Annotated in this window: 13 protein-coding genes and 1 pseudogene; all 14 read left to right on the top strand. The window is 61.3% G+C overall.

Annotated elements, in window-relative coordinates:
- Positions 1 to 62: 62 nt before the first annotated feature.
- The 14 genes and pseudogenes from BSK43_RS12870 (at position 63) to BSK43_RS12935 (ending at position 19,877) form a co-directional block, all read left to right on the top strand.
- Positions 63 to 851: a 6-phosphogluconolactonase gene (locus tag BSK43_RS12870; protein WP_136686892.1), complete on the top strand. Its 789-nt coding sequence runs from the start codon at positions 63 to 65 to the stop codon at positions 849 to 851.
- Positions 844 to 1,623 (top strand): sugar isomerase domain-containing protein, encoded by a 780-nt coding sequence (locus tag BSK43_RS12875; RefSeq protein WP_077470576.1) that lies wholly within the window; start codon positions 844 to 846, stop codon positions 1,621 to 1,623. The genes BSK43_RS12870 and BSK43_RS12875 overlap by 8 nt, the downstream gene beginning before the upstream one ends.
- On the top strand, positions 1,623 to 2,765 hold the full coding sequence (locus tag BSK43_RS12880; protein WP_077470577.1) for an amidohydrolase family protein: 1,143 nt from the start codon (positions 1,623 to 1,625) through the stop codon (positions 2,763 to 2,765). The genes BSK43_RS12875 and BSK43_RS12880 overlap by 1 nt, the downstream gene beginning before the upstream one ends.
- A complete protein-coding gene (locus BSK43_RS12885) occupies positions 2,762 to 4,024 on the top strand; it encodes a neutral/alkaline non-lysosomal ceramidase N-terminal domain-containing protein (protein WP_136686894.1) in 1,263 nt (420 codons plus the stop codon). Before BSK43_RS12880 ends, BSK43_RS12885 begins: the two co-directional genes overlap by 4 nt.
- Before the next feature lie 88 nt (positions 4,025 to 4,112).
- A complete protein-coding gene (locus tag BSK43_RS12890; protein WP_077470579.1) occupies positions 4,113 to 5,417 on the top strand; it encodes an extracellular solute-binding protein in 1,305 nt (434 codons plus the stop codon).
- 117 nt (positions 5,418 to 5,534) lie between these two features.
- On the top strand, positions 5,535 to 6,422 hold the full coding sequence (locus BSK43_RS12895) for a sugar ABC transporter permease (protein WP_077470580.1): 888 nt from the start codon (positions 5,535 to 5,537) through the stop codon (positions 6,420 to 6,422).
- Positions 6,419 to 7,312 (top strand): carbohydrate ABC transporter permease, encoded by an 894-nt coding sequence (locus tag BSK43_RS12900; protein WP_077470581.1) that lies wholly within the window; start codon positions 6,419 to 6,421, stop codon positions 7,310 to 7,312. Before BSK43_RS12895 ends, BSK43_RS12900 begins: the two co-directional genes overlap by 4 nt.
- 37 nt (positions 7,313 to 7,349) lie before the next feature.
- A complete protein-coding gene (locus BSK43_RS12905; RefSeq protein WP_246662559.1) occupies positions 7,350 to 8,543 on the top strand; it encodes an AGE family epimerase/isomerase in 1,194 nt (397 codons plus the stop codon).
- 4 nt (positions 8,544 to 8,547) lie between these two features.
- Positions 8,548 to 9,615, top strand: a complete 1,068-nt coding sequence (gene ugpC, locus BSK43_RS12910) for a sn-glycerol-3-phosphate ABC transporter ATP-binding protein UgpC (protein ID WP_077470583.1) — start codon at positions 8,548 to 8,550, stop codon at positions 9,613 to 9,615.
- 41 nt (positions 9,616 to 9,656) lie between these two features.
- Positions 9,657 to 11,120 carry a mannitol dehydrogenase family protein gene (locus BSK43_RS12915; protein ID WP_077470584.1) on the top strand — a complete coding sequence of 488 codons (1,464 nt, stop codon included), beginning with the start codon at positions 9,657 to 9,659 and terminating at the stop codon, positions 11,118 to 11,120.
- Between the two features lie 4 nt (positions 11,121 to 11,124).
- Positions 11,125 to 12,302: pseudogene (gene uxuA, locus BSK43_RS12920) on the top strand (mannonate dehydratase).
- Between the two features lie 2 nt (positions 12,303 to 12,304).
- Positions 12,305 to 13,306, top strand: coding sequence for a Gfo/Idh/MocA family oxidoreductase (locus tag BSK43_RS12925; protein WP_077470586.1), 1,002 nt, complete (start codon positions 12,305 to 12,307; stop codon positions 13,304 to 13,306).
- Between the two features lie 236 nt (positions 13,307 to 13,542).
- Positions 13,543 to 13,866 carry a hypothetical protein gene (locus tag BSK43_RS12930; RefSeq protein ID WP_136686896.1) on the top strand — a complete coding sequence of 108 codons (324 nt, stop codon included), beginning with the start codon at positions 13,543 to 13,545 and terminating at the stop codon, positions 13,864 to 13,866.
- 356 nt (positions 13,867 to 14,222) lie between these two features.
- Complete coding sequence (locus BSK43_RS12935; RefSeq protein WP_077470587.1) at positions 14,223 to 19,877, top strand: lysozyme inhibitor LprI family protein; 5,655 nt, start codon at positions 14,223 to 14,225, stop codon at positions 19,875 to 19,877.
- Position 19,878: the final 1 nt, after the last annotated feature.

Genomic DNA, 19,878 nt, shown 5'->3' on the forward strand with positions numbered 1-19,878 from the left:
ATGTGGCCAGGAAGCATGGCCTCGCGCCGCAGGTTTCCGCATGCCTGAACCTGGAGACAGCATTGACTCTCGCCGCCGTCCTTCGCCCCTCGCCGAACTCGCGGCGCATCTTTGATCAGCTTGTGGTCGAAAGCTTTGCAACGCGGAGCGATATGGGCGCTGCCGCAGCAGCGGATATCGCGAGGGCCATTGCAGAGCGGCTTTCCACCCAGCCGAATGTGCGGATGGTCTTCGCCGCCGCCCCCAGCCAGGCGGATATGCTTGGCGTACTCGCTCGCATACCCGGTATCGACTGGAGCCGCGTCACCGCCTTCCATATGGACGAATATATCGGGTTGGACGCCTCCTCCCCGGCGCGTTTCGCGAACTGGCTCGATGCGCATGTTTTCACGCGGCTGCCCTTTGCCGCCGTGCATCGTATAACACCGGAGCCGGCTGCCGACGCGGAAGTCGCCCGCTATGCTGCGTTGCTGGACCGAGCGCCGATCGATTTTGTCTGCCTTGGCATCGGCGTCAACGGCCACATCGCCTTCAATGATCCGCCGGTCGCCGATTTCAACGATCCGGCCGATGTCAAGGTCGTCGAGCTGGACGATATCTGCCGCCAGCAGCAGGTGGACGATGATTGCTTTCCTGACCTAGGATCCGTACCGCATCATGCGATTACGCTCACCGTACCGAGGCTGATGCGCGCCGACCGTCTGTTCTGCGTCGTGCCGGGCGCCATCAAGCGCGCTGCGGTGTCGAATACGCTTTATGCGCCGTTGAGCGTAGAGTGCCCGGCAAGCATCCTGCGAACACATGCCGCCTGTACCCTTTACATCGACAAGGATTCCGATCCCGATGCCTGAGAAAACCGTCATCGATGCCGACGCACTTTGCGAAAGCTATTTCGCCACCACCCAGGCGCTGATGCGCCGGGTTCTGGAGGAAGAAAAAGCACCATTGGATCTCGCGGCATCCAGACTTGCCGACCAGATCGCCGTCGACCGGCTGGTCCATATTTTCGGTCCCGGCGGCCATTCCAATCTTGCCTCGCAGGAGGTGTTTTTCCGCGCTGGCGGGTTGATGCATATCAGTGCCGTTCTTGACGAGGGTACGCTTCTTTCCAATGGCGCGTTGCGTTCCATGGCAATCGAGCGCACGCCGGGTTACGGCAAGGTCGTCATCGCCAACCAGCGGCTCGGCGCGGATGATCTTCTGATCCTGGTCAACGCCTATGGCATCAACGCAGCACTGATCGATGCCGCGCTGGAAGCACGCAATCGCGGCGCATTTCTCATCGGCGTCAGCTCGCGTGAGCATGCTGCCAACACCTCGCCGGATCACCCTGCCCGTCACCCGACCAGGCAGAACCTGCACGACATCGTCGACATCGCTATCGACTGCAAGGTGCCGATCGGCGATGCCGTTGTCAGTGTTCCCGGCATGGGCGAAAACATTGCGGCGATTTCGACTTTCGCCAACGCATTCACGCTGAACTGCCTGGTGATCCGCACGGTTGCCAAGCTTCTCGAGCGCGGCATCGAGCCGCCCGTCTGGCGCAGCGGCAATGCACCGGGTGGCGACGAAGCAAATGGCCGTTTCATTGCCAATTTCCAAGGTCGGGTAAAGGCGCTCTGATGATTGTTGTCGACGGCATCGATCCCCGCACAGGCAAAGGCATGGCGATCGAGATCGCCGACGGGATGATCGCCGCCATCCGGCCGGTGGAAACCACCGCCACCACCTATCTTTCGGCCGGCCTGATCGATCTGCAGGTCAACGGCTTCCGCGGCTTCGACCTCAATGCCGGTGCGGTAACGCCGGACATTCTGCTGTCGCTCTGCGAAGAGCTCCTGAGCGTCGGCGTGACGACCTGGCTTCCGACCGTCATTACCGCATCCGAAGCGTCGATACTCCAGGCATTGCAGGCGATTGCCAGGAGCCGTGCTGACCATCCAATGGTTGCCGCAATGGTGCCGGGCGTCCATATCGAGGGCCCGTCGATTTCCGAAACGGACGGTCCACGTGGTGCACATCCTCTGGCACATGTCCGGCCGCCGTCGCTTGCGGAATTCGAACGCTGGCAAGAGGCTTCCGGCAACCTCATTTCCATGGTGACGCTCGCGCCTGAGCACGATGGTTCGATGGATTATATTCGCGCACTTACCGCGCGAGGCGTGTTCGTTGCCCTCGGCCATACGGCGGCCACGCCGGAAGAAGTGCACGCGGCGGCGGAAGCAGGCGCCACGCTATCCACCCATCTCGGCAATGGTGCGGCATCGATGTTGCCGCGGCACCCGAACGTCATCTGGGCACAGCTCGCAGACGATCGGTTGACGGCAAGCTTTATCGCTGACGGCTGGCATCTGCCGGCCGATACGTTCAAGGCGATGCTGCGCGCCAAGGACATGGAACGAGCCATCCTGGTTTCGGACATGGTGGCACTGGCGGGAATGCCGGCCGGGCTCTATCAGCAACCGGTCGGCGGTAGCGTCGAGGTTTCTCCGGAAGGCCGCATCGGAGTCGCCGGCACGCCTTATCTCGCCGGAGCCAGCCTGCCGCTATCTGCCAACGTTGCGATTGCCGCGGAAATGGCCGGAATTCCCCTCGCCGAAGCCCTTGTGCTTGCCACGCAGAATCCCGGCCGTTTTGTTGGCGGGCGCGGGCGATTGGAAGTGGGTGCGCGGGCCGATCTCATTCGTTTCGAGTGGTCGCAAGGCGAGCGCGAGATCAAGGTTCGCGAGACCTGGATCGGTGGCGAAAGGGCGTTCTGCAAATGATCGAAGCCGGCGCCGCCATCATCGATATCACACCGACGCCCGGGCTTTCGATGTCCGGCTTTGCGGCCCGCAGCCTGCCGGCCAAGGGCGCGCATGACCCATTGACGGCGCGGGCGGTGGTGATCGGCGACACCGCGGTGGTCGTGGCTGATGTCATCGGCATCGATGCTGGCATGAGTGCCAGGATACGGCAACGCTGCGCCCTGCCGGCCGACAATATCGTGGTTGCAGCCCTTCACAATCACGGCGGGCCGGCATCCATGGCGAGAAGGCTCAGCCTTACAGCCGATCCGGCCTATCTCGAACGGCTGGAGGACGCCTGCGTTGCGGCGATGGACAAGGCAGTGGCGGCACGCCGGCCGGCAAGGATAGTGGTGAGTCAGGGAAGCGACCCGGACATAGCGCGCAACCGTCGCCATTCCGACGGGCCGGTCGACACCTCATTGACGCTTTTGCGGATCCGCGGCGAAGCCGGGGCGATGATCGCCGTGGTGACGGCCTATGCCTGTCATCCGGTGGTGCTGGGCGCCGACAACTTGCTCTGGACTGCGGACTATCCGCATTTTGTTCGACAGTCGCTGGAAGAAACCTATCCCGGCGCGATCGCGCTGTTCATGACCGGCTGCGCCGGCGACGCGAATACCGGACACTCGGCGCATGCCTCGATCACGTTGGTCGCTGATCCCAAGCGAAGCTATGAAGCCGCGCAACGCATCGGTGGCAAGATCGCCCGAGCCGCCCTTGTAGCCGGCGAACAGCCGGTCAGGGACGATATCTCTGCTCGCAATGGCATCGTCATGCTCAACTTCGAGCGTCGTGAAATCGAGCCCGCCGAAGTTCTGGAGGAAGGCTGGCGCAACGAAGCTTTGACCGCCGAGCTAGCGCGCAAGAGCCTGCTTGGCTACTGGATCGATTGGGCGAAGCATGTCGCGCCGACTGTGCCAGCACCGCTTGCCGCCCGCGTGACGGTGCTGGATTGGGGTGGCGTGCGGGTGGTGGCCCTGCCCGGCGAAATCTTGGCCTCGACGGCGCTTTCGATCCGCGCGGCACTCGGCGAGGACAAGCCGGCTTTCGTCGTCGGTTTTGCCGATGATAATCCCGGCTACATCCCGCCGGCGAGCGAGTTTCAGCACGGCGGCTACGAGGTTGACGAGGCTCATCGCTATTACGGCCAGCCGATGGCATTTGCGCCCGGTTCGGCCGAAGCGCTGGCTGCTTGCGCCATCAGATTGGCGACCGAGAAGGAGCGATCCGCATGATCCGCAGCCTCCTTGGGGACTATCCGATACTTGACACGCAACCGGTTGCATGAGAGCTTTTTACTAACAAGAATAAGGGAACAGAAACGTGAAAAACGCATCAGTGAAATTGAAGATCTCGACGCGCGCTCTGCTTATGAGTGCGGCATTTGCGGGCGCACTTCTCTCCGGCATGGCCTCGGCCTCCGCCGAAACCCTGACCGTGTGGAGCGGTTATCCGGAAATGGAGCCGTTCTACCAACATGTCGCCGAAGGCATGAAGGCGTCTCATCCCGACTTGCAGGTAAAGGTCGAGGCGATTGCGCTGCGCGAACATGAAAAGCGTGTGGCGCTTGGTCTTACCGGCGGCGGCCAGGAAGGCGTGACCGTCATCGAGCTTTCCGGCTCGACGGCAACCCGCTACCTCGAAAACGATCTTCTTCCGAAGGCTCCGGACGATATCTCGGCTTTCGTCAAGGACAGCAAGAACTTCGACAAGTTCTTCATCGATAGCGCCAGCTATGACGGTACGGTCTATGGCGTGCCGCTTTTCCGCGGCCAGGGCGCGCTTTACTATAACACCGACATGTTCAAGGCTGCCGGCCTCACCGCGCCGCCGAAGACCATGGAGGAGTTCTCGACCTATGCCGAGAAGCTCACCAAGCGTGATGCTTCGGGCAAGGCGACCGTCTCGGGCTGGAGCCTGCGCCTTTCCGGCGGCGGCCAGGGCATTGCCGAAAAATTCTGGCTCAACCTGCATCAATTTGGCGGCGCCATACTGGTTCCAGCCGGTGACGGCAAATGGAAGACCGATTTCGCCAATGAAGCCGGCCGCAAGGCACTGAAGCAGTATCTGGCCAACATCTTCACCACCAAGACCGTGACGCCTGAAATGCCTGCCGATGCCGACGCCTTCGAGCGCGGTCAGACGGCCATGTTCATGCGGGAATCCTGGGTGATCGGTGACATCGCCAAGAAGGCGTCGGACCTGAAATATGCGACTGCGCCGCTGCCGAGGGGCTCGATCGCGCTGCCGACAAATCTCTACGTCGCTGGTGATAACTCGGCGATCGGCTGGGAGTTCGCCAAGGCTGCCAATTCTCCGGAAAATCTGGTCTGGCTGCTTCAGAGTGTCGGCTGGCTGCCGAACCGCGCCGGCCTCGACTATTCAAGCGTCACCTCGAAACAGCCGGCCTTTGCCGCTTTCGTCGACTACCCGAAGAACTATGAGTTCTTCACCCTGCCGTCGATCGGCCCGATCGAGGAAATCCTGACCCGCGTCGCGGCCCAGCTCGTCGTTGCCTTTGGTGATCCGTCGCTCGCCGGCGACGATGCCAAGATCGACGCTTTCCTGAAGGGCAGCAGCGACGAAGTGAACACCATCCTCGATCGCGAAGGCCTGCTGGCAAAATAAGGGCCCTGCGCTCTTGCCGACACCACCGCCCGGGACATCATGGTTCCGGGCATTCTCGAAGATAGTGGTTCCCATCCGCCCTGCGGCCGAACCCACTTGTCTACAGGCCATGACCGAATGCTGAAGCGCAGACGATTCCTCTTTGCGATCCTCGCGATCCTGCCGACATTGGCGATCTTCGCCTATGTCCGCCTTTATCCGATCGTCGATACGTTGAGGCTCAGCCTTTACCAGTGGAATATCCTGTCGAAGAACAAGCCCTTCATCGGGCTTGCCAATTTTCGCGAGTTGATGGGAGACCATCTCTTCCTCGACGCGCTGGTCAACACGACGATCATTGCCTTTGGTGTTCTTATAGTGACGATCCCGACTGCGCTTGTCATTGCAGCGCTGATCTTTCACCGCACGCGCTCAAGGATGGCCGGGTTTTATGAAACCGCCGTCTTCATTCCGCATGTCGTCTCGCTGGTGCCGGCGGCCATGGCCTGGAAATGGATTTTCGACGCGCGCCTGGGGCCGCTCAACGCGCTTCTGGAGTTTTTTGGCATCCCGGCTCAGAACTGGCTGTTCGACCCCGTTCTATCGGTCATCTGCATCATCGTTCTCTGCTCCTGGCAGGCGCTCGGCTATGCCGTGCTGATCTACATCGTCGGCTTCAAGAACCTGCCGGTCTCGCTCTACGAGGCGGCCAAGCTCGATGGCGCCTCGGGTCCGCAAAGCTTCTGGTATCTCTCCATCCCGATGCTGAAGCCGATTACGCTCTACGTCTCCGTAGTGACGCTGGTCTCCGGCTTCAATGTCTACGCCCAGGCCTTCGTGCTGGCCTCCGATGCGCAGGGCGCGCCCGGACGTCAGGTGCGCGTCCTCGTCCTCGACATGCTGGAAAATAGTTTTCGCAACTATCGCGTTGGTTATGCGGCGTCCGAAGCCGTCGTGCTTCTGGTCATCGTGCTGGGGCTGACGCTCATCCAGTTTTCGATGCTGCGGGAAAGGGGCAAGGCATGAGGGCCGAGACCATGCGCGATAGCGAACTCACATCAGAAGAACTGGCAGATGGCGTGCGCCTGCGCCGCAAGCGGCGGCTGACCAACCTTGCGATAGACATCTTCCTGGCGATCGTCTCGATCCTCATGCTGCTGCCGCTGCTCTTTCTGGTCGCGAATGCCTTCAAAACACCGACGGAGATGCTTGCATGGCCGCCGACCATCATCCCGCACGACCCGACGCTTGCGAATTTCTCGGCAGTGCTCGGCGAGACGCCGCTTCTGCGATGGATCGGCAACAGCATCGCCTTCGCCGTCATGTCGACCATCGCCATCGTCGCTACCTCGGCGATTGCGGGCTACGTGTTCGGCAAGTTTCGCTCCCGGACGATGAGCCTCCTCTTTGCCCTGTTTCTGGCGACGGCCATCGTGCCGTTTGAAGTCTATATGATCCCGCTCTATTTCCAGGCCAAGAGCCTCGGCATCCTGAATTCCGTCTGGGGACTGCTGCTCGGTTATCTGGTGATGAGTTTCGGCATCTTCCTGATCCGCCAGAACGTTATCCACTCGATCCCGGACGAGCTTCTCGAGGCGGCGCGCATCGATGGCGCTGGTGAATTCTGGATCTTTTTTCGTATCGTTCTGCCGCTATTGCGCGGTGCGCTCGGCGCTCTCGCGGTGCTCGCCTTCTTCCAGGCCTGGACGGCCTTCGCCTGGCCGATGATCGTCGCGACAACGCGCTCCAGCTACACGATCGAGGTGGGGCTGGCGCTCTTCCAGACCGGCTTCACCGTCGATCTCGGGCGTCTGAGTGCTGCTTCCGCGACAGTTCTGATCCCATCCATTCTGCTCTTCGTTATTCTTCGCCGCAACTTCGTGCAGGGCGTCGCCAGCACCGGGCTCAAGGAGTGATGTCGATGCAATTCCTCGAGGAGGCACGCAGACCTACGTGGCGGCCAATGCCGGCACGCTCTACTGGATGCTTCAGCGGCCGACGCTCGGCGGCGGGTTCCTCAACACCAAGCAGAACAGCCTGACGCTGAAGGACTACGACCGCGAGGATGGCGTCCGCGGTCCGGATTATACCTATGGATGGATCCAGGGTCGCGGGTTGGAGGCGCTGGTCGACCATGCGGAATTCTTCGAACGGGAATTGCCGCCGCTAGCCGAAAAGCTGGATGCTGCTGGTCGCCAACTCTATGGCCTTCTGGCGGCCCTGCAGAAGCCAGATGAACACGCCTATTTTTGCTATGATCGCGATATGACACCGGTCTATGCGGATGCTGCCGGCAGCGTCCGTGGCCAGCAGAAGCCGGAGCTGATCTATTCCTACTCGGATGCTTTCGTCGCCAAAGGGCTTGTCGCTGCCGCCAGCCGTTATCGCCTGCCTGCTCTCGCCGACCATCTCGCCTATCTCGACCGGGTCGTCGCATCGGCCGAGATAGGACGCTTCCAGATGGATGAGCGCCGGCCGCTCTCGCTCGACAGTCTCGCCGTGCAGGCAGAGGATTTCGGCCCGCGCATGATCCTGCTCGGCGCCGCCGGCATGCTGAAACGCTTCGGCCACACGGCGCATCTTGTCTATGCCGACCGTTTCATCTCCCATGTCATCGACCGGCATCTCGATGCGGCAACCGGCTTGCTCCGCAATGTGCCAGGTGAGGATGATTGCAACGCCGGCCATGGCATCGAATTCGTTGGCTTTGCGCTTGACTACCTCGATGCCGAAGCCGATCCGGCGCTGATCGAGGCGCTGGAGCGCATTCTCATCTCCTCTTTCGACAAGGGCTTCGTTGGCCCGGGTATCGCAACGGCGATTTCGATTGCCTCAGGTGAGCCGCAAAGTCCCTATTGCCCCTGGTGGTCACTGCCGGAAGCGATCCGCGCCGCAGCACTTGTTCACCAACGCACCGGCAGCGCGGCAAGCCTGCGCATATGGGAGACGGCGCATGCGGCTTTCTTCGAAAATTACTGGCGTGGCACGCCGCCGATTGCCTACCAGACCATGACGAAGGAAGGGCCGGTGGATTTCGTTCCGGCCACCCCCGACCTCGATCCCGCCTATCACACCGGCCTCAGCCTGCTCGCTGCCATTCGCGCCGCCGACCATCTGATGCTGCAAAATCAACCAATCTCAGGATAGATCCATGGCTTCCGTTGAAATCCAGAACGTCCGCAAGGCCTATGGCGCGCACGAAACCATCAAGGGCGTTTCGGTCGAGGTGCCCGACGGTGCCTTTGTCGTGCTCGTCGGCCCATCGGGTTGCGGCAAGTCCACGCTGCTTCGCATGCTCGCCGGGCTTGAGGAGATCAGCGGTGGCACGATCCGCATCGACGGCCGTGTCATCAACGATGTCGAGCCGAAGAACCGTGACATTGCCATGGTGTTCCAGAACTATGCGCTTTATCCACATATGACGATCGCCGAGAACATGGGTTTCTCGTTGAAGCTGGCGAAAAAGTCCAAGCAGGAGATCGCCTCGCGTGTCGCCGATGCCGCACGCATTCTCGGCCTTTCCGATTACCTGACGCGCTATCCCAAGCAACTATCCGGCGGCCAGCGCCAACGTGTCGCCATGGGCCGAGCCATCGTCCGCAATCCCAAGGTCTTCCTCTTCGATGAACCATTATCCAACCTGGATGCGAAGCTGCGCGTGCAGATGCGTGCCGAATTGAAGGATATTCACGCCCGCATCAAGACGACAACCGTCTATGTGACCCACGACCAGATCGAGGCCATGACCATGGCAGATCGTATCGTTGTCATGCGCGATGGCATCGTGGAACAGGTCGGGGCTCCCCTCGACCTCTACGACAAGCCGGCCAATACTTTTGTTGCCAGCTTCATTGGCTCACCCTCCATGAATTTTCTCTCGGCGAGGGTCACAGATGATCGCACGTCCGTCGTGACCGAAAATGGTGTTCGCCTGCCTCTTGCCGGTGCCGCGGCTGCCGCGCCCGGCACCGCTGTAACCTACGGCATCCGGCCGGAACATCTGGCGATCTCGACCGATGGCGACGGCATCGCAATGATGGTCTCCAATGTCGAGCCGACAGGATCCGAGACTTTCATTCAGGGTACGGTCGACGGACAAAAGCTGTCGGCGCAGCTGCATGAGCGCATGTCCACCAGGGTCGGCGATGTCTTGCATCTGAAGCTGCAACCGGCAAACAGTCATCTTTTCGATGCAGGTACCGGTATGCGCTTCGCCTGATCGGCGGTGCGATCAGTCAGCATAGAAGATCGGGAGGATAGATGGGCACGCGCCTTGCAGACGATACAATCGGCCGGCTTCCAGCCAAAGTCCGCCATCCAGACGTCGACAGAAGCGCCTTAACGCCTGGCATCGTGCATCTTGGCGTCGGCGCATTTCATCGCGCCCATCAGGCGATGTATGTCGATCAATGCTTGTCCGCCGGGCAGACGGACTGGGGTATCATCGCGGCCTCCTTGCGCAACCCGCAGACACGCGATGCGCTTCGGCCTCAAGACGGCCTTTACACGCTTGCCGTACGGGATGGAGCAGAGGAACGTCTGCATGTGGTCGGCTCGATCCTTGACCTCCTCGTTGCACCGGAAAATCCGGCGGCCCTGACTGCGGCCATGGTTGATCCGGCGATCCGCATCATCTCCCTGACGGTGACCGAAAAGGCCTATCTGCGCAATGCCGACGGCCATCTCGATCTCGATGATCCGGACATTCGCAACGATCTGTCCGATCCGGAAAATCCCCGCACAATTTACGGATTCATCATCGAGGCGCTGGTGCGACGCCGGGCAGCCGGACACGCGCCCCTCACGGTCCTCAGCTGCGACAATCTCCCCGCCAACGGCAAGACCTTGCATCGCCTGCTGACGGAATTCGCAGGGCAACGTTCCCGCGAACTCGCGGAATTCGTGGCTCGGGAAGTCTCCTGCCCGTCCACCATGGTCGATCGGATCGTGCCAGCGACGATGGAGCAGGATAGAGCGCGTATTGCAGATGCAATCGGCATGACGGATGCGTGGCCTGTTGTCACCGAGCCCTTCAGCGATTGGGTGATCGAGGATCGTTTCCCGCAAGGCAGGCCCGATTGGGAGCGGTTCGGCGTCACCATGGTCGAAGATGTCGCACCGTTCGAAATCAGAAAGCTGCGGCTGCTGAACGGTGCGCACTCCGCCATTGCCTATATCGGGCAATTGCTTGGCCTCAAGACCGTCTCCGACGCCATGGCCGCTGTCGATGTCAGACAGTTCATCGATGGATTGTGGAGCGAGCTGATCCCCACTCTTCCGCAAGACAAGGGACTTGAACCGCAGCTCTATACCACGAAACTCGTTTCGCGGTTTTCGAATACGTCACTGAATCATCTCACGGCGCAGATCGCCAATGACGGCTCGCAGAAGCTGCCGCAGCGGATCATCGAAGCCGCTTGCGGGCGGTTGTCGGCCGGAGCGTCCGCTGAGTATCTGTCGTTCGTTGTTGCCGCCTGGATCGCGGCTCTTCAGGCGCGCTCAACAGAGTATGCTTTTTCCGATCCGCTCGACTCGCAACTGGCGAAGATCGATTTCGATGCATCCGATCACACACAAACGGTCGAGGTCATCTTCGATACGGCAGGCTTTGCGAAGGCCGCGCAAGATCGGTCAAAGCTCATTCCGCTCGTTGCCAACCAGCTGAAAACGATCCAAACAATAGGCCCGAAACGGGCCCTCCAGAAACTGACAGGCAAGGCTTAGATAGATGAAACAGACATGGCGTTGGTTCGGACCGGACGACTCGGTCAAGCTCTCTCACGTCAAGCAGGCAGGCGCCACCGGCATCGTCACGGCGCTTCATCAGCTGAATGATGGGCGCGCGTGGCCTGAGGAGGAAATCCTCAAGCGCAAGGCAATGATCGAGGCGGCCGGTCTGACGTGGTCGGTGGTCGAGAGCATCATGTGCACGAGGATGTCAAGACACGGACCGGGCGTTATCGCGAGCTGATCGACAACTACAAGGCATCGATCCGGGCGGTCGCCAAGGCGGGCATCCAGACGGTGTGCTACAATTTCATGGCGATCACCGACTGGACCAGAACCGATCTGGACTATGAAATGCCGCATGGCGGGACGGCTCTGCGTTTCGATGTCGTCGAGTTTTGCGCCTATGACGTATTCATCCTCCGGCGTCCCGGGGCGGAGGCCGATCATCCGGCTGACCGCATCGAGAAGGCGCAGGCCCGCTTGAAGGCGATGAGCGAAAGTGATCTTGCCAGACTGGAGCGCAACCTGATCGAATGGGTTCCGGCCCGTGAATTCGTCTATGACCGCGACAGCCTCAACCGGATGCTGGACGTTTACGGCGAGCTGTCTACCGAAGGCTTCCGGCAGAATCTGTTTGAGTTTCTGGCGGAAATCATGCCCGTTGCCGAGGAAGCCGGCGTCAGGATGGCGATCCATCCGGACGATCCCCCCTTCCCGCTGTTCGGTCTGCCGCGCGTGATGTGCATGGCATCCGACGCGCGTGCCTTGCTGTCGACCATTCGCTCGCCGTCGAACGGCATTACCCTGTGCACCGGTTCCTACGGCGCCAATCCCGCAAACGACCTGGTCGCCATGGCAAAGGAATTTGCTCCGGACATTCATTTCGCGCATCTGCGCAACGTCACCAAGGAAGGCGACGGCTCGTTCCATGAGGCCGAACATCTGGAAGGCGATACCGACATGATCGGCGTGGTTGACGCACTGATGGCCGAAGAGCGCCGGCGCCGGGCAGAAGGCAGGAAGGATTGGGAAATCCCGATGCGGCCGGACCACGGCCATGCGATCGTCGATGATATCGGCAAGCAGGTGAATCCCGGCTATTCCTGTATCGGCCGGCTCAAGGGCCTTGCCGAACTGCGCGGGGTCATGCGCACCATCGATGCATTGAGAGGGTAGAGATGACAAGGCTGCGGGTGGCGATGGTAGGACTGGGCATGGCGGCCGGACATCATGCCCGCAGCCTGATCGATCTCGCCGATCAGGTCGAGGTCGTCGGCGTCTACAGCCCGACGGAAACGCGCCGCCTCGCCTTCGCCACTCAGCATGGCTTTCCGGCCGTCAGTGATCTTGGAGAGATATTTGATCGCAATTTCGCCGACGCCGTTCTCATCCTGACGCCGCCCAACACGCATCTCGAACTGGTCGAGAAGGCCGCAATGGCCGGCCAGCACATCTTGCTGGAAAAGCCGCTGGACATATCGTTGGATCGCGCAAAGGCGATCGTTTCGGTTGCGAACAAGGCCGGTTTGCTTTTGTCGGTCGTATTGCAGAACCGTTTCCGGTCCTCGTTCACCACGCTTCAGGATATGCTGCGAACCGAGCAGCTGGGCACCATTCTCGAAGCGTCGCTGAGCGTCCGCAACTGGCGGCCGCAGCAATATTATGACCAGCCCGGCAGAGGCACGTTGGCGCGCGACGGCGGCGGCGTCCTGCTCACGCAGGGCATCCACGCAATCGATCTGCTCCTCGGTCTGGCAGGCGTGCCGGCCAAAGTGTCGGCTTTCGCGCGCACCACACCCATTCACCGGATGGAAACCGAGGATCTGGTGAATGCGGTATTCTCCTTCGAGAACGGCGCGACCGGAACACTGAACGCCACGACCTGCGCTTACCCCGGCTATCCCGAGAGGATCGAGCTGATCTGCTCGAAGGGCACGGCATTCCTGACGGGCGACAGCTTGCAGGCCACGATGCATGATGGCCGCACGGTCAGCGCCGGCGCCAACATGGCCTCCGGTTTCGGAAGCGACCCCATGGCCTTCGGCCACGAGCTTCATCGGGAGCTTATCGCGAATTTTGTCGGTGCCATCACCAGGGGAGAGCGGCTGGTTGTTGCCGGTGATGACGCCCTGCGGGCTCATACATTCATCGACAAAATGCTAGGATCCACTCCGGCATAACACCAGCCGGTCACTGCATCCTATCCGGCGAGCGCCAAGGGCGCGAATTTTCGATCTCCGTGCGCGCAGCGATGGGCATCGACATATGGCGCCCGATCATTGGCCGGGACAAACCGCCTGATGTCTCCACGTAACCTCCACATACCGCCGATCAGGTCGCAACACTCGGGGTGTCTTATCCACCATGGCACTTCGTCCCGAACTCCAGTGGGCGAGCGCGCGGATATGAGAAGACAATGACCTCAAACGAATGGCTTAAGCTTCACTTTCAACGAGATATGTCGATGTCTATCAAGAGGACACACCGTCATCCTGCGGCACGATCCTTGCTGCCGCCGCAGCAATTCTGGCCGGAAAGCCCTCCACCTTCAGCCGGAAGAGGGCGGCGAGTGTTCAAGTTTGTGATGCTGGCGCTACTGGCTGTGCTGCTGCTGGCAGCGCTCATGCTGCTCGCCGGAATCGGGGCGCTGACAGGAAACTGGATCAAGCTTGCTATTCCGCTGATCACTCTCGTCGCGACTGTGATCGCAGTGGTGTTCGCTCTGGGCGAACAATTGTGAGCGGCATGTTCGCGCCGCCGGTGGCGCCGAAAGTCACAATCGGTAAGTCTTTGGTGACATTTGGCCTGACAGGCCTCTTCCAGATAGGCTGATCAATAGGACAATGGCTCCGTAGGTAGTCGCACCTGATCGGCATTGCGCGAGCATCTCTCCGCCTCTCGTGGCCATCTTATGAGAATGACAGAAAGCAGACTCCAGATGACTGGAACCGGGAGCCTGCAAGCGGTCGTTCTCCATCTAGGAGGATCTGCTTTGCGGAGGGCGCCTCGATTTCCGAGGCTGTCAGGTAGCTCTTGTCTTGCGCGAAGATAGCTCATATTGAGTAGCGGACCGGCTGCTTAAGAAACGAGTTACCTATGGCTTTCGCCCCTCGCCTGCTCGCCTTTGTTGCCCTCGGTTTCGGTCTTTTTCCGGCGATCTGCCAAGCGCAATCCTTTGATTGCGGCAAGGCCCAGACTGCTATCGAAAAGGCGATTTGTGCCTCGCCAACCCTGATTTCTCAGGATGCCGCGCTGGCCGCTTCCTATCGGCAGGCCCTGGTCGATCTTGCTGGCGATCCGGCAAAGCTGAGTGATCTGCGGCAGCAACAGCGCCGCTGGTTGGCAGACCGGAACAAATCCTGTGTCCAACCGGACTCAATCGGCCTTTCGAAATGCCTGGCGACCGCATACCAGACACGACTTGCGGCCCTCAAAGCAACGGCCCCTTCGGCAGACAACAATACTTCCGCATCTCCCGGTCAGCCGGTCAAACCTGCAGCGTCACCCGCAATCGAAACGCAGACGCCCGTGATACAGGAGCCGGCGGCACCGCCCGTCGTCGTCGCATCTCAACCCGCGCCCGCCAAAGCCTCGCCCCCACCCGTGGCGCAGCCGCATTTGGCCTTGGAGCAACTGCCTGCCGGTCAGGACGGCAGCACCCTGGTGACTGTCGATACCCCCGGCCATATCACCATCCGCACCCAGAGCAGCACGGGCGCAGCACTCCAATTGGTGGACATGATCGCAGGCCCGGGAGATCGCATGGGTGCGCCTGGCGTCAGCGATGGCCGCATCGATGCGTTGCTCGACAAGGGCACCTACAAGATCCGCGTGTTCGGAGCGAAGGGAGCCACCGGGACTATAAAGCTAACGGCACAGGCCTATCAGGAGCTTGAAAGTCCCGATGCGGCCTTGACCACCACAGGGGTCGATGGCGAGCTGAGCGATCTCCAGCAAAGATCCTATTGGATCGACATTCCCGATTCCGGACGCGTCGACATCGAGGCGGTCGGGCGCTCGCTTCAGGATTTGCGCTTGTGGCGAAACGGCACCGATATTGCCGACCTCTCACCGAGGCTGTCGATCTTCGAGCTGAAGCCGGGCCTCCCCATGACACGGGCCACGCTGGCCGGTGCAGTCGAACCGGGCCGCTATCTGGTAACGGCCTATGGCGGCCAGAAGCTTGTCTGGACCAACTCGGACGCCGCCGAGCCATTTCACATCCGCGCCGGCACGCAAATGTCCTTGGCCGCGGGGATTGCTGAAGGCGTGATCGGGCCTTTCGGTTCGGTCCGTTTCGAGGCGCCTGCGGATTTAGACACCTTCCGACTTGAGTTGCCGCAATCAGCGCCGGCGGTGCTTCGCGCCGGCCGTATTTCCAGCGCGGCAACCGCGTTTCAAAGTGCCTCGATCGTTAAATCAAGCCGAGAACCGGTTGCCACGCTTGCGCTCTCGGCAAACGGCCAAGCCGGCATTGTCGAAGTGTCGGGTTATGAGGGCCAGCGCTTTCAGGTTCGGGGACTGCGGTTCAGCAATCAGGCGCAATTCGATGGCTCCGTGCCTAATCTCATCAGTCTCGATGTTGCCGGCGAAGGTGGCGACGAGATCCCGGCTACGGCTCTGCTGCTGCGTCAGGATAGCAGCGGCAAGGCCACCATTGTTGCGTCCGACACGCCGCATTTGAGCCCCGGCCAGGCCTGGCATCGGCGCTTCAATTTGCGCGGACCGACCTCGCTTCTGTTCGAGATGACACAGGCGGGCCAGATCGCGATCAAAACCTCGGGCGTTGCCCTCCACGCCGATATCAGCCCGGTACTGGTCGGCAATGCGCCGCGCGCCGATGGCCGCATCCCCGATCGTTTCGATTTGGACGCCGGCTATTATCTGCTGCGCCTTATGCCCGACAACAATGCGGTTGGCATCGTCGACCTCGCCTTTGGCACGCCGGGTGTCGTGCCGCCGGTCCAGCCTGCGGCACCGGCGCGCACCAGCATTTCATTTGGTATCCGGGACGCTGAACAGGCGACCAGCTACGAGATAATCACCAATGTTGCCCCCGGACTGCTGACCGGGCCGCGCGCCGTCGCGCTGCCTGCCGATCTGCAGGCGCGGCCGTTGGCTCTTTGGCAGCCGATTGATGCTTCGGCACAGCCGCAGCCCGCACAAAGCCAGCCGATGTCCAATGTGCCGGCGCCGGTTCCGCAGGCTCAAAAGGCTGCCGCCGATGATGCGAATGCGTTGTCACGGCCCGCCTCGCCGGCGGATTTGCGCATCGACGTGCATGTGCCGCGCGGTGGGACGATCACCGCATTTGACATCCATAATGCGCCTGTCGCTTTTGCTGCCAGCAATGAGCGCGCTGATGCAACGGGCCGAACCTTGAGCCTGCGCTTCCCGGCACCTTCGGCTCCGCGGGTCATAGGCGTCAGCTGGCAGCCCGATCCCGCTGCAGCGAAACGGAGCGCGCCGGCTGCCCCCGCAGCACCCTTGTTTGCCGGCCAACGGCAATTTCTCGATCTCGCCGAGGATATGCAGAAATCCTATCGCCTGGATGTTGCTGAAGGCGGACTTTACCGCATCGAAACCCTCGGCCGTCTTCAGACATCATTGAGCCTTGGCACGTCGTTCCTGCCGAAACTCGGACAAGCGTCTGATAATGGCGATGGGCACAATGCGCTGATGCAGACCTATCTGCGCGCCGGAACCTATCAGGTTGCCGTGTCAGCGCAGAATTCCTCCGGTCATCTCGGTCTCAGCGTTATGCCGGCTTCGCTGCTGACGGCCGCAACGCTGGTTTCCGATGGCACCAGCCGCGGAAGCCTGTCAGGTGGTCGTGGCGCCGTCGTGCCGATCGAAATAGCGAATGCGGGATCCTATCAACTTGATCTCTATTCTCTTGGCGGCGATCTTAGCGCCCGCCTGGAGGATTCCGAGGGATGGCCGCTGACTGCGCCCGGGCCGCTCTCCACACTGAGTCAGGATTTCACCCCCGGTCACTATCGTCTGGTGATCCTGCCTCGCGATGTCGATACGCGTTTTGTCGCCCGGCTGAGGCCGCTCATCGACCCGCCGCAGTTGCAGGGCCATGGGCCGCATCCATTGGCCTTCAACGAGGCCCAGGCATTTCAATGGCGCGAGCCTCAGAGCAAAAGCGATCCACGGGTTCCCGATAGCTGGACTTTCGACCTTTTCGCCGACGCCGACGTCAGCGTCGACCTCACCGAAGGCATGATCGGCACCTTGTTCCGTGACGACAAGGACCAGATCGCCCGGTTTGTCGCCTCTCCCCAGTTTAACGGCGTGCTGAAGGCGGGGCACTACCGGATTGATCTCGTGAGCCTCGCCCATGACGACCGGCTGGACTATCAGATTACCCTGAACACGAAGGCTCTGCAGCCAGGCGAGGCGCGCTTCGTCAATCTCCCGGCCGAGCTTTCATTCAATGTCGACAAGGACCACGTGGTCAGTCTCGGCACGTTCGGCCGCAGTGAAATCAAAGGCGTATTGAAGGACGGCCATGGCACCGTGATCGAACGGCTTGCCGGCCGCAGCGATGATTGGAACATCGCGCTGTCGAGCCGGCTGCCGGCCGGATCCTACACGCTGTCCCTTGATGCTGCCGCAACATCCGGCACGGCCAACGGCCAGCAGACTGAGAATTCGGACAGTCAGGAAACCGATTCAGCCGATGGCGACCAGCAGTCTGACGGCGACGATCAGGCCAGTGCCGGGGATATAGAGGTTCAGTTTGCCTTGCCGCAGGAAGTGTTGCAGCCGGCGCTTGGCCCCAACGGCACCGCTGACGTCACAGGCGCCTCCGTCTTCGCCTTCCCTCTGCCAGCCGGCGTGAAGGATCAACTTGCGCTCATCGCGGCGCAATCCACCAGCGAACTGGTTCTCTCGCTGGAAAAGCGCGGTACTGATGGCATTTGGAAGTCACAAGCCTTTGCCCGAGGCCGTACGCCGGTCATCGCCTGGCCCGTATCTGACGGAGAAGCGCAATGGCGCGCCTCGGTCTGGACACTCGACGGCGGGGCTGCACCCATCAAGATCGCCACGCGCAGCATTATCAGTGCCATTCGGGAGCCCGGCGATATTGCCCTGGAGCCCGTAACCATTGATGGCCTTGGTCTATCACTGAACGTTGCGCTTGTGCACGCACCATCGGCAGGCCTTGTCGAGCTCGATACCGCCACGGATCTGCTTGCCGGAGCAAGTGGTGATCGACCGCTTGCGACAGCAGCATCGGGACTTTTTGCTCCGCAAACGGATCGACTGTGGCTGGTCGCTCGCCAAGACGGCCATGTGCAGGTTAGCCCTGCCGAACCCAATAGCGAGATCGCGCTGACGCTCGCGCCCGGTGACCAGGCGGTTATTCCCGCGACTGTGCCATTGCCGGGCAAAGTCCGGTTGTGGCGCGCGGATTCCGCCTTCGGGCAGCCGGGCCTCAATGCCGGGCGTGGCATGGGCGTCAGCCTCAACAGCGCGGTTGCCCTGGCCGATCATCAGGATTTGCATATCGGCAACGCCGGAAACGCCGGAAGCGATGAGAGCCTGCAGATGCGGCTGCGGCCTGTCGATGCCGCCGAACTCGAAGCAGTGGCATTGAACGGCAGCTACACCGCGACCATACCCGCCCTCAGCGCGCGGCCGGTGAAGCTGGCAGCGGGGGCCAAGCGGCTCACGCTTGATCTTGCGCCCGGCATCGCCGTCGTCTCCGCCCCTTCGGCCTCGCAGTTGTTGAATGTTTGGTCCGGCACGACGCCTCTTTCACGTAATGTCGCAACGTCGGCGGAAGAGATCTGGCTCGTCAACCTGACCGATGCCGCCGCATCGGCACGCGTCAGCCTGTCACCGGGACAGGTGATTACGCTGGGTATCGATCAGATCAAGCGTCGGTTCTTCGGGACTGTCGGATCGGAAGAGATCGCGGTCGACGCCCAAAACGGCGATGTCCTGAATGTCTCCGGCGGCGCTGCCACCTTCATTGGGGCTGACGGTCGGGTCTCGCGTGGCAATAGCATTTCTCTGTCCGGTCCCGGCCAGCTGATCCTCGACCATGGCGCCGGGTTGGCTGCGCTCTGGCTGGAGCGTGGCGGCAAATCGCCCTGGCCCAAGCCCGAGCCAAAGTCTGTTACCCTGCCGCAAAGCGTAACGCTTGAGGGTGAGGCCATGGCCTTCCGCCTCGATCCGGCCCAACCGATGGTGCTGGATGTCAGCAGCGACGCGCCTGTCATCGTCAGCCTGGAACAGAATGGCCACCGAGACCTGCAGCTATTCCCGACTGGAGCCGAATTCCACCGCTATGTTGCGTCGGGCGAGGCAGTGCTGACGCTCTATTCCACCCATGAGGGGCCTTTGTCGGGCAACCTGGATCTGATGGCAACGCCTGTCGTTCCAGTCAGCGATGGCATCGGTGCACCTGTGGTGCTTGCACCAGGCACGACGGCCCTGTTCGGCTTCGAAGTCAAGAACAGCGGCAATATCGGCGCCGGCTTGCGCTCCGATCCGGATCTTGCCATTGGCCGCCTGCTGGATGCCAAGGGCCAATTGCTTGGTGAGGGCGTCAACCAGCTCAAGAAGCTTGATGCCGGCTATTATCTTTTGGAAGCGCGGGCGCCGGCCGACGCGCCGACTCTGGTCGTCAGGCCGACGGTGGTGGGCCTGACGCCGCCACCCGCGGGCCCGCCGCCTGAAATTATCAATGATTATCTGCAGCGTGCCGGCTTGAAGCCCACGGGATCGAAGTGAG

The organism is Rhizobium sp. P44RR-XXIV (assembly GCF_001999485.2).
GTDB lineage: Bacteria > Pseudomonadota > Alphaproteobacteria > Rhizobiales > Rhizobiaceae > Rhizobium.

Bases quoted from the DNA above. Each gene is read 5' to 3' on its own strand.
- BSK43_RS12875 (WP_077470576.1), top strand. From the start codon at position 844: ATGCCTGAGAAAACCGTCATCGATGCCGACGCACTTTGCGAAAGCTAT.
- BSK43_RS12880 (WP_077470577.1), top strand. From the start codon at position 1,623: ATGATTGTTGTCGACGGCATCGATCCCCGCACAGGCAAAGGCATGGCG.
- BSK43_RS12885 (WP_136686894.1), top strand. From the start codon at position 2,762: ATGATCGAAGCCGGCGCCGCCATCATCGATATCACACCGACGCCCGGG.
- BSK43_RS12895 (WP_077470580.1), top strand. From the start codon at position 5,535: ATGCTGAAGCGCAGACGATTCCTCTTTGCGATCCTCGCGATCCTGCCG.
- BSK43_RS12900 (WP_077470581.1), top strand. From the start codon at position 6,419: ATGAGGGCCGAGACCATGCGCGATAGCGAACTCACATCAGAAGAACTG.
- ugpC (WP_077470583.1), top strand. From the start codon at position 8,548: ATGGCTTCCGTTGAAATCCAGAACGTCCGCAAGGCCTATGGCGCGCAC.
- BSK43_RS12915 (WP_077470584.1), top strand. From the start codon at position 9,657: ATGGGCACGCGCCTTGCAGACGATACAATCGGCCGGCTTCCAGCCAAA.
- BSK43_RS12925 (WP_077470586.1), top strand. From the start codon at position 12,305: ATGACAAGGCTGCGGGTGGCGATGGTAGGACTGGGCATGGCGGCCGGA.
- BSK43_RS12930 (WP_136686896.1), top strand. From the start codon at position 13,543: ATGACCTCAAACGAATGGCTTAAGCTTCACTTTCAACGAGATATGTCG.
- BSK43_RS12935 (WP_077470587.1), top strand. From the start codon at position 14,223: ATGGCTTTCGCCCCTCGCCTGCTCGCCTTTGTTGCCCTCGGTTTCGGT.